Origin of the sequence: Campylobacter sp. (assembly GCF_020024835.1) — a bacterium.
Taxonomy (GTDB): Bacteria; Campylobacterota; Campylobacteria; order Campylobacterales; family Campylobacteraceae; genus Campylobacter_D.
Genome location: NZ_JAHHTD010000042.1, coordinates 1 through 10,107 on the forward strand (window position 1 = coordinate 1; position 10,107 = coordinate 10,107).

Genomic DNA, 10,107 nt, shown 5'->3' on the forward strand with positions numbered 1-10,107 from the left:
AAGATGATAGTTTTAACAAATCTATGCTTTGGATAAAAGAACATTTAGAATGGCTTCAACTTATAATAGCTCATATTAATGCTCAAAAACAAGGACTAATTAATAATATAAAAAATTTAGAAAATACTTTGATAGTTAGAGGCTTTGAAAAGTTGGTAGAAAAAATACGCAAATGAAAATTTTTATCAATCTTCCTACTTGGCTTGGTGATGCAGTGATGGCAAGTGCTGCTATTTATGCTATAAGAGAAAAATTTAATAATGCTGAATTTGTTTTTTATGGTTCTTTTGTTAGCACAGAGCTTTTTAAACATTTGCCAAATTCTAAAATTATAGTTGAAAATAAAAAGCAAAGATATATGCAAGCTTTAAAATTAAGATATGAATTAGCTTTGTTTGATTTTGCTTTTTCTTTCCGTTCTGCATTTTCAAGTAAGATTATTTTAAATTTAATTAAAGCTCAAAAAAGATTTTATTTTGATAAAAATGTTTTAAAAGAAGAACATCAAGTATTGAAGTATTTAAATTTTATAGAGAATGCTTTAGCTTTTAAAGCTAGCTCTGAAAAACTTCAACTACCTATAAAGGCAAAAAAAAGTAGAAAAATTTTAGGCATTAATCCTGGAGCACATTTTGGAAGTGCCAAAAGATGGAAAAGCGAATATTTTTATGAAGTTGCAAAAGAATTTGCATTAACGCATAAGATTATAATCTTTGGTGTGAAAAATGAAGAGTTAATTTGTAAAAATATAGAAAATTTACTTAAAAAAGATGATATAAAAGTAAAAAATTTATGTGGTAAAACTAGTATTTTTACTTTGTGTAAAAATATCTCTATGTTAGATATATTAATTACAAATGATAGCGGTCCTATGCATATAGGTGCTGTTTATGGCATAAAGACGCTAGCTATTTTTGGTCCTACTAAATTTAATCAAACCTCTCCTTGGCAAAAAAATGCAAAGATAATTCATTTAAATTTACCTTGTATGCCTTGTATGAAGAGAGTTTGTCCTTTAAAACACCACGCTTGTATGGAGGATTTAAAACCTGATATGCTTATAAGAGAATTAAAACAATTCTAATATAAGTAATAATTTCTATAAAAATACTAAAATACCCTTGAAAAAGCTATTTAAATGTGCTAAACTTAAAAACTATTTTGAAAAAAGGAGTTTTTATGACTAAAGCAGATTTTATTTCTCAAGTTGCTCAAACTGCTGGGCTAACTAAAAAAGACGCAACTGCTGCTACAGATGCGGTTATTGCTACTATTACTGATGTATTAACAAAAGGCGATAGTATCAGTTTTATAGGTTTTGGGACTTTTTCAGTAGTTGAAAGAGCTGCTAGAACAGCAAGAGTTCCAAGCACAGGAAAAACTATCGACGTTCCTGCTACTAAAGTTGCTAAATTTAAAGTAGGAAAAAATCTTAAAGATGTAGTTGCTGCTTCAAAAGCTACAAAAAAAGCTAAAAAATAATTTCAAGCAAGAGTTTTACTCTTGCATTTTTTTTATTAATGCATAATCTTAATATTAAATTTCCATTTTATTTATAATTATAAAATTATCTTTTAAAATAAGATATTTTATTTATGATGGAGTGTATATGAATCACAATGAACATTTTGATTTGGATCTAGAAAGAGCGATACTTAGTTCGTGTATTTATAGTGAAGATTCTTTTTTTAGTATATCTTCAGATATTGTGTTTAGTGATTTTTCTCTTAAAGCTCATCAAGATATTTATAAAGCCATTGTAGCTTGTGCTAGTGCTGGAAAGCCTATAGGTGCTAGTTTTATTAAAAAGCATAAAAATATAAATGAGGAAGTTTTAAATGAAGTCTTAGCTACTACTTCGATAGCTGATGTAAGCAAATATGCTGATGAATTAAAAGAAAAGTCAATTAGAAGACAACTTTTAAATTTTGCTTATACTATACCTACTAGAGTTAATGAAGATAAAAGTATTTCTCAAATTTCTGATGAAATTGGCAAGGAAATTTTTAATTTAACTAATAGAATTAATGCTAGTAGTATCAAAGATATGATTATGGTTATATCAGAATTAGTTGAAGAATTTAAAAAACAAAAAGAGGCTGAAAATAGAGATATTTTAGGACTTGATACAGGTTTTGATGAATTAAATAAAATGACAAAAGGCTTTAAAGCAGGAGATCTCATTATCATTGCAGCTCGTCCTGGTATGGGCAAAACAACTATTTGTTTAAATTTTATAGAAAAAGCATTAAGGCAAAATAAAGGTGTGGTAATGTTTTCATTAGAAATGCCAGCAACACATATTATGCAAAGATTAATTAGTGCAAAAACTTCTATACCTTTACAAAAAATTTTAATTGCAGATTTAAATGATGATGAATGGAGCAGGGTAAATGACGCTTGTGAGGAATATTCTAAAAAGAATTTTTATGTTTATGATAATGGGTATGCAAGCATAGCTGATATTCGTTCAATTTTAAGAAAGATTAAGGCTCAAGATGAGAGTGTAGAACTTTGTGTGGTTGATTATATAGGGCTTATGATGAGTAATTCAGCATTTAGCGATAGACATTTACAAGTAAGTGAAATTTCAAGAGGATTAAAACTTTTAGCAAGAGAATTAAATATGCCAGTGGTAGCACTTTCTCAACTTAATCGTTCATTAGAAAGTAGAGCAAATAAGCGTCCTATGCTTAGTGATTTAAGAGAAAGTGGTGCTATAGAGCAAGATGCTGATACTATATTATTTGTATATAGAGATGAAATTTATCAAGAACAAGAGGAAAAAGAAAGAGAAAATAAAGCAAAAATAAATGGAAAATCTTATGAGAGAAAATTTATACCAAATCCACTTCAAGAAAAAGCTGAACTTATCGTAGGAAAAAATAGAAATGGTCCAATTGGGCACGTAGATTTGTTATTTTTAAAAGAAAAGTCTTGCTTTATAGAGGCTCCAAAGGAAGAATTTGTGGTTACTAATTTTGAGATTTAGCATAAGGGGTAGCCATATTTTTTATACATAAATAATTCTAAATCATCAAAATTTATTTTGCCCATTATATCTGTTGCAAATTGTTTGTAAATTATTTTTCTATCTTTTATGATAAAAGCAGATCTTGTCAAAAGCCCAGCAAAAATACTTTCTCCTATTAAGGTGCCATATTTTAATCCAAATTCCTTATAAGCAAAATCGCTTGCAACTATGATATCATCAATCCCTTCTGTTGCACAAAAACGATCCATAGCAAAAGGTAGATCCATACTAATGATAATAACTTCGATATTTTTCATAGAAGCAAGTCTTTTGTTAGTTTCTTTAGCTTGTTTTGAGCAAATTGGAGTATCTAAGCTTGGTAAGCTCATTAAAATTTGAGTTTTTCCAGGAGGAGCTATTTTTACAGAAGCTAGATTTTTTGTTTTAAGGATTATTTGAGGAGCGTCATCTCCCACTTTTAACTCATTTCCTGTTAATTGAATATTTTGATTTTTAAATTTTACAACAGCCATATTTTTTCCTTATCATAAAAGTATCATTTTTGCTAAAAGCAAAAAACTAAAAAATCCCAACGCGTCAGTAATTGCCGTAATAACCACACTCGATCCAACTGCTGGATCTATTTTAAATTTTTTTAATGTTAAAGGCACAAAAGAACCTATAAAACCAGCTAGTGCTAAATTTATAAGCATAGATAAAGCTATTACAAGTCCTAGCATAGTTGTTTTAAACCATATAAAAGTTATAATACCCATAACACCAGCGAAAATAAAACCATTTAGCAAAGAAATACCGCTTTCTCTTAAAATAACTTCTTTTGCGTCTTTAAATTCTACTTCATTTAGTGAAAGTTTTCTTACCGTAACTGCTAAAGCTTGCGATCCTGTGTTGCCTCCCATAGAAGCAACAATTGGCATTAAAACAGCTAAAGCGACTAATTGCTCAATTTCTCCTGAAAAAAGGCTTATGATATTAGCTGAAATTAATGAAGTAGCAAGATTGATCATTAGCCAAAAAGCTCTTGCTTTAGCTGCTTTTAAAGTGCTTTCTTCTTCTTCTCCTTCTTTATCAACCCCAGCTAGATTATAAATTTGCTCTGTTGCGTTATCTTGAATAAGATCGTGGATATCATCATAAGTGATTCTTCCTAAAAGAATTCCCTCATCATTTACAACAGCTAAAACACTTAAATCATAATCTTCAACTATATCAATAGCCATTTGTATATCATCAAGATCTTTTACGCTATAGCTTTTGTATTTATTGCTATCTTTTTTGATAATATCAGCAAAATTTAGTTTAAAATCCCAAAGCAAAAGATCACTTAAATTTATAGAATTGCAAAGTTTTCCATTTTGATCGGTAATATATATTTGAAAAATTTGATCTATCTTTTCACTCTTTTTTAATATCCTATATCTTTTAATAGCTTTTTCTATACTTTCGTCTAAGGAAGCTGTGAAAATTTCAGTTTGCATATAAGCACCAGCAGTATTTTCATCATAATTTTTTAAACGTAAAATTTCTTCTTTATCTTCTGAACTTAGACGATTTAATATTGCGATAGTTTTTTGAGGATTTAATTCTTCAAAGCGTTTGATTAAATCTGTTGCGTCATCACTTTCTAATTCCCCGACTGCTTGAGCTATTTTTATAATGCTTAGGTATTTTAAGATATCTTCAAGTATGTATTCAGGTGTTATGGTAGCAACATTTGCTAGAGTAAAGATATCAAGAGAATTTAAGATTTGTAAAAAAAGTTCTTCATTATGTTTTTTAATCGTTTTTAATGCTTCATTGATTTCATAAGTGCTTTGAGTGCTAGAAATATTTTTTAAAAGTTCTTGTGCTTTCAAAAAATCACTAGACATATCAAAGCTCCACCGAATTTTCTATATTTTGTTCTTTTTGTGGATTTTTGAAATCTTCTTTTATATTATTAAAGATATCTTGGTAATTTTTAACTATTTTTAAAAATTCTTCTTTATTTTTTCCACTTAAACTTGATTTTGGAATTTTTACTATAGTTTCAGGATTAATCGCTTTGTTATTTAAATAAAGTCCAAAATGTAAATGAGGACCAGTGCTCATACCAGTTGATCCCACATAAGCTATCACTTGACCTTGCTTGACTTTTTGATTGCGTTTAATTTTTGCAAAACGACTAAGATGAGCATATAAAGTCATATATCCTGAAGTGTGTTTAATTTGTATCACCTTGCCATAACCGCCCTTAGTGCCAATAAAACTTATAACTCCATCTCCAGCACTTTTTACCGGAGTTCCAGTAGGTGCTGCATAGTCAATTCCTAAATGCACTCTATATTTTTTTAAGATAGGATGATACCTTGCTTTTGTAAAACGATCTGAAATTCTAGTATATTGCACAGGTTTAGTTAAAAAAAATTTTTCTAATTCTTTCCCTTGGGCATTATAATAAGAATCTTTATACAAAAATATAGAATTTTCTTTATTTCTTATGTTGGCTAAAGCAGCATTTATGCTAATATCACCAAAAAGCCTTCCTAGGCGTCTTTTTTGCTCATAAATTAAAATAATACTATCGCCTTGTCTTACATTTTTAAAATTTACACTATTTTTAAAAGCACGCACCATAGCCCGTGCTAAAGTTACGCTTCCACTTTCATCATATACATCTTGATAGGCTGAATTATTTATATTTACTCGCAATATTCTTTTTTCTTTTATGTAAGAAATGGGGGTAAAACTAAGGACGAATTTATTGTTTTTATTTTTATAAATATGAATTTGTAAATCATCACTAATTGGGATTAAGGCTTGCTCAAGGTTTCCTTGGTCGTCTTTTAGCATTTGATATTTTACACCACTTGCAATTTCTGCACTTGATTCTTTATCTTCTGTGTCTAGGTTATAGTAAAGATTAAGTGGGATAGAATGATCTTGCAAGAAATTAAGCAAGGTCTTGCCATCTTCCCACGAAAGCTCTTCTATACTTGAAAATGCAAATAATTTTATTGAAAGAAATAAAGATATAAAAAATTTTTTCATAATTATAAAATAAAACCTTGTTTTTAGATAAAATAAATTTGTATTTTACTTAATTTTCCTTACAATTTTGTAAGGAAAAGACAATATAATTTGTTTTTATATCCTAAAGGAGATGAAATTGATTAGAATTGTTTTGATGAGTTTTTGTTTTATAGTATTTTCATATGCAAAAAATTTTGATTTGATACAAACAAAATTAGAAAAGGTTGAAGATATTTATGGTTATGTTCAAGATGATCCTAAGATTTTAATTCATTCTGGTGGTATTGTTGTTCATAGTATTGAAAATCAAGATTGCATTGTTGCACGAGTGAGTGTTATAGAGCGTAAAAATGGTCTAGTGAAATTGCAATTTAAAGTTTTTGATATGCTAGTTCAAAATGCTATGCCTTTGCCAAATGTTTTACCAGAAGTTGGAGATAAAGTAGTTTTAAATTATCTTTATGATAGAGCTTTAATTATAGCTCCTGATAAAAAAGTGTATGATTATATTGCACAAAAATTTAGTAATTTGTATTTTTTACATCCTGATTTATTTGGTGCTCATATGATACAAGAATATCGTCAAACTCCTAAAAGATCAGATTTTAGATCATTTTGTTCAAAAAATGCAGTAGGAATTTTAGTTATTGCTTTAGAAAATAAAGCAGAATTAGTTGATTGTCAAGATTTTGAAAAATTACAAGAGATAGAAATTCCGCAAGCACAAAGTTTGCAAATTCCATTTTATTCAAGAATTAGCGGATATAAAAGTGATATTTTTAATTTAAATGATGAGGCTATAGGCAATTATTATATTTATTATAAAAATTTGATTAGTTTGACTAGAGAATAATATGCAAGAAAAACACAAAATTTTTTTTCAAAATTTATTAGAAAAAGACAATGCTTTTTTTGATGAAATACATAAGCGAGCTTATAGTTATGATGCGACTAAAAATCATTATTTGCCAGATGGTGTATTGTTTCCAAGAAATGAAAATGATGTTAGTGAAATTTTAAAATACTGCAATAAAGAAAATATTATCGTAATTCCAAGAGGTTCAGGCTCAGGTTTTACAGGTGGAGCTTTGGCTATTAATGGTGGCGTAGTTTTGAGCTTTGAAAAACATATGAATAAAATTTTAGAAATTGATCTTGAGAATTTAGTTGCTGTAGTAGAACCAGGAGTGATTAATGCAAGATTGCAAAAGGCATTGAGTGAGTATAATTTATTTTATCCGCCAGATCCTGCTAGTATGGATTATTCTTCCATAGGTGGTAATGTTAGTGAAAATGCAGGCGGAATGAGAGCGACAAAATATGGCATTACTAAAGATTATGTGATGGCTTTAAGAGCTGTTTTGCCTAATGGAGAGATTATTAGAGCTGGCAAAAAAACAATAAAAGATGTTGCAGGCTATAATTTAGCTGGAATTTTAATAGCTAGTGAAGGATCTTTAGCAGTGCTTACACAAATTACGCTTAAGCTTGCAACTTTACCTAAAATCAAAAAAACTGCTATGGGAATTTTTGACAATATAGATGACGCAATGAATGCTGTTTATAAGACTTTAGCTAAAGGTGTTGTGCCTGTTTCTATGGAATTTTTAGATCAATTAAGTATTCAAGCACTAGAATCTAAATTTAACAAAGGTTTGCCAGTAGATGCAGGAGCTATTTTGATTGTTGAAGTAGATGCTAATGTAGAAGAATCTATAGAGGCAGATTTAAAGATATTGCAAGAAAATTTTTTGACTTCTAAAGCTAAAGAATTTAAAATTGCTAAAGATGAGCAAGAAGTATCAGATATTTGGTTTGCAAGAAGAAATTGTTCTCAAAGTATCACAATATACGGAAATTTAAAGCTTAATGAAGACATCACGGTCCCGCGTGCAAAATTACCAGAGCTTTTAAAAGGGATATCTAAAATTTCTAAAGAATATAATCTTAAAATTCCTTGTTTTGGGCATGCAGGTGATGGAAATGTCCATACTAATGTAATGATAAGTGATAAAAATGATCCTAAATTAGTAGCAAGAGGCTATGAGGCAGTAGAGGAAATTTTTAAACTTACAATCTCCTTGGGTGGGACTTTAAGTGGAGAGCATGGTATAGGGATTTCTAAGGCTCCATTTATGAAATTAGCATTTAGTGAGGCTGAAATGGAATTAATGCAAAATATAAAAAAAGCATTTGATCCAAATAATATCTTAAATCCTTTCAAAATGGGGCTTTGATGAATTTTAAGAATATTTTAAAAATATTTTTATCTTTAAGAGATAAAGAAATTTTAAATTATGCTGCAGCTTTGAGTTTTTATACTATTTTGTCTTTGATTCCACTTTTATTTTTATGTTTTTATGTTTTTACTCAAATTCCAAGTTTTGAAATGTATCAAGAAAAAATCAAAAGTTTAATTTTTACATTTTTAATTCCAACTCAACAAGAATTAATTATAGGCTATATTAATACCTTTTTGAAAAATAGTGTAAATATCGGCTTGATAGGACTTATAGCTATGACTATTACTTCGTTAGCATTTTTTTCAGGCTATGATTATGTGATTAATAAACTTTTGCAAGAAGAGACTAAAAATTTGTGGCATAGCATTAGTTCTTATTGGACCTTAGTTACTTTAACGCCTTTAGGATTAGGTCTTAGTTTTTATATTTCAGGTTTAATACAACAAACATTAGATGATTTTAACATTGGTTTAAATTTTTTTGAAATTTTACCTTATGTAATCATTTGGGTTTTATTTTTTATATCGTATTCTAGTTCATTAAATAAAAAGGGCAATATGAAAATTTTGCTTATAATTTCTTTTGCAAGCTCTGTTATATGGTATATTTCTAAGATTATTTTTGTGTATTATGCAGTTTATAACAAAACATATTTAAACGTATATGGTTCTTTTTCTGTTATATTATTTTTCTTTTTATGGATATATATTTCTTGGATAATTTATCTTTCTGGTTTAAAAGTTTATATTTTCTTAGAACAAGAAAATAAAGGGAATAAATCCAAGAGAAATTACAAAAAGAGCTAAATATTTATTAAAAATAGCAAGTAATGACATAAATAAATAAGCTAAGTAAAAATAAAATGAAACCTTAAAATCAATACTATAAAATTTTATATCAAAAAAATGGATTAAAATTTTATCTAAAAAGTCTCCATATCCAATAATATGTAGCAATAAAACTAAAGGATAAAATATCACAAATATTATACTAAGAGGTATGGCTAAAAATTGTTGAAAACTAAGTAGAGGAAAAAAATACAACACAGGCAAAATCATAGCTAAAAAGGTCCAAAAATTTAAAAAAAATATATGAGTTAAATTTGAAAAAGAATTTTTAAAATGATAAAAATACAAATAAATATAAAAAACACCTAAAATAGAAAATAAAAATCCTACACTAAAAAGTAATTGCGGAAAGATACTTATGCAACAAGCCACACTTAAAAACAAAAAATTAAAACTTAAAATATTTATATTTTTACAATAAAGATAAAAACCAAACAAAGCCATACATAAAGCTCTTATATAAGAGGGTGGAAAATTGATCAAAAAAGTATAAGATATTAAAAGTATAAAAACCAATAAGCTAATATCAAATTTTAAATTTCTATAGGGAAAATATTTTTTTTGAAAAAAAGCATATATTGGTGTTAAAATTAGAAAACAAAAGCTAAATAACAATCCTAAGTGATATCCGCTAATTGCTATTAAGTGTGCTATGCCATAAAAATTTATATCTTGACGTAATTGATATGAGATATTTTTAGCAAAAAATAAGGCACCATAAAATTCTATTATTTTTGTATTTTGATGTTGATTTAAAAAATATTGAGTGATAAAATTTTCTTGTTTATTAGATGATATTTGTTCAATGTCATAGCTTGGTATAAAAAAGTTTTTACTTAAATAATCTTTAAAATTTATATTTTTTGTAATGATTTTAAGATTTATGAGCTTATTTTGATCTAGATTTAATATCTTATAATTTAGAGTATAAAAAGTAAATTTAGAATTTTTAAGTTTTAAAACTTGATATTTTTTACCATTTTTATTTTCTTTTATATGGCTTGATAAG

The 10,107-nt window shown here is 27.6% G+C and carries 10 protein-coding genes; 6 read left to right on the forward strand and 4 right to left on the reverse strand.

Going from position 1 to position 10,107, the window contains the following annotated elements:
- Positions 1-172 precede the first annotated feature (172 nt).
- From waaF to QZ429_RS06655, 3 genes are all read left to right on the forward strand, one after another.
- Entirely contained in the window at positions 173-1,084 is a 912-nt protein-coding gene (gene waaF / locus QZ429_RS06645; protein WP_291953071.1) for a lipopolysaccharide heptosyltransferase II, read from the forward strand.
- A 95-nt stretch (positions 1,085-1,179) separates the two neighbouring features.
- Positions 1,180-1,482 carry an HU family DNA-binding protein gene (locus QZ429_RS06650; RefSeq protein WP_291953073.1) on the forward strand — a complete coding sequence of 101 codons (303 nt, stop codon included), beginning with the start codon at positions 1,180-1,182 and terminating at the stop codon, positions 1,480-1,482.
- Between the two features lie 127 nt (positions 1,483-1,609).
- On the forward strand, positions 1,610-2,992 hold the full coding sequence (locus tag QZ429_RS06655; protein ID WP_291953075.1) for a replicative DNA helicase: 1,383 nt from the start codon (positions 1,610-1,612) through the stop codon (positions 2,990-2,992).
- Here the strand turns inward: QZ429_RS06655 and tpx are convergent.
- From tpx to QZ429_RS06670, 3 genes are read right to left on the reverse strand one after another with little or no spacing between them, the layout of a single operon-like run.
- Positions 2,989-3,507: a thiol peroxidase gene (gene tpx, locus QZ429_RS06660; RefSeq protein WP_291953076.1), complete on the reverse strand. Its 519-nt coding sequence runs from the start codon at positions 3,505-3,507 to the stop codon at positions 2,989-2,991. The two genes, QZ429_RS06655 and tpx, sit on opposite strands and share 4 nt — an antisense overlap.
- Positions 3,508-3,519: 12 nt before the next feature.
- Positions 3,520-4,866 (reverse strand): magnesium transporter, encoded by a 1,347-nt coding sequence (gene mgtE, locus QZ429_RS06665; RefSeq protein ID WP_291953078.1) that lies wholly within the window; start codon positions 4,864-4,866, stop codon positions 3,520-3,522.
- Between the two features lies 1 nt (position 4,867).
- Complete coding sequence (locus QZ429_RS06670) at positions 4,868-6,025, reverse strand: peptidoglycan DD-metalloendopeptidase family protein (protein ID WP_291953080.1); 1,158 nt, start codon at positions 6,023-6,025, stop codon at positions 4,868-4,870.
- Between the two features lie 136 nt (positions 6,026-6,161).
- On the opposite strand from QZ429_RS06670, the gene QZ429_RS06675 reads away from it, so the two are divergent.
- From QZ429_RS06675 to QZ429_RS06685, 3 genes are read left to right on the forward strand one after another with little or no spacing between them, the layout of a single operon-like run.
- The gene (locus tag QZ429_RS06675) at positions 6,162-6,860 is read left to right on the forward strand and encodes a plasminogen-binding N-terminal domain-containing protein (RefSeq protein ID WP_291953088.1); all 699 of its coding nucleotides are present in this window, start codon (positions 6,162-6,164) and stop codon (positions 6,858-6,860) included.
- A 1-nt stretch (position 6,861) separates the two neighbouring features.
- Complete coding sequence (locus QZ429_RS06680) at positions 6,862-8,244, forward strand: FAD-linked oxidase C-terminal domain-containing protein (protein ID WP_291953082.1); 1,383 nt, start codon at positions 6,862-6,864, stop codon at positions 8,242-8,244.
- On the forward strand, positions 8,244-9,056 hold the full coding sequence (locus QZ429_RS06685) for a YihY/virulence factor BrkB family protein (protein WP_291953084.1): 813 nt from the start codon (positions 8,244-8,246) through the stop codon (positions 9,054-9,056). Before QZ429_RS06680 ends, QZ429_RS06685 begins: the two co-directional genes overlap by 1 nt.
- Here QZ429_RS06685 and QZ429_RS06690 read toward each other — a convergent pair.
- The coding region (locus tag QZ429_RS06690; RefSeq protein WP_291953086.1) for a ComEC/Rec2 family competence protein at positions 9,003-10,107 on the reverse strand (1,105 nt) is incomplete at its 5' end. The two genes, QZ429_RS06685 and QZ429_RS06690, sit on opposite strands and share 54 nt — an antisense overlap.

Coding starts and splice junctions, on each gene's coding strand:
- waaF (WP_291953071.1), top strand. CDS start 173: ATGAAAATTTTTATCAATCTTCCTACTTGGCTTGGTGATGCAGTGATG.
- QZ429_RS06650 (WP_291953073.1), top strand. CDS start 1,180: ATGACTAAAGCAGATTTTATTTCTCAAGTTGCTCAAACTGCTGGGCTA.
- QZ429_RS06655 (WP_291953075.1), top strand. CDS start 1,610: ATGAATCACAATGAACATTTTGATTTGGATCTAGAAAGAGCGATACTT.
- tpx (WP_291953076.1), bottom strand. CDS start 3,507: ATGGCTGTTGTAAAATTTAAAAATCAAAATATTCAATTAACAGGAAAT.
- mgtE (WP_291953078.1), bottom strand. CDS start 4,866: ATGTCTAGTGATTTTTTGAAAGCACAAGAACTTTTAAAAAATATTTCT.
- QZ429_RS06670 (WP_291953080.1), bottom strand. CDS start 6,025: ATGAAAAAATTTTTTATATCTTTATTTCTTTCAATAAAATTATTTGCA.
- QZ429_RS06675 (WP_291953088.1), top strand. CDS start 6,162: ATGAGTTTTTGTTTTATAGTATTTTCATATGCAAAAAATTTTGATTTG.
- QZ429_RS06680 (WP_291953082.1), top strand. CDS start 6,862: ATGCAAGAAAAACACAAAATTTTTTTTCAAAATTTATTAGAAAAAGAC.
- QZ429_RS06685 (WP_291953084.1), top strand. CDS start 8,244: ATGAATTTTAAGAATATTTTAAAAATATTTTTATCTTTAAGAGATAAA.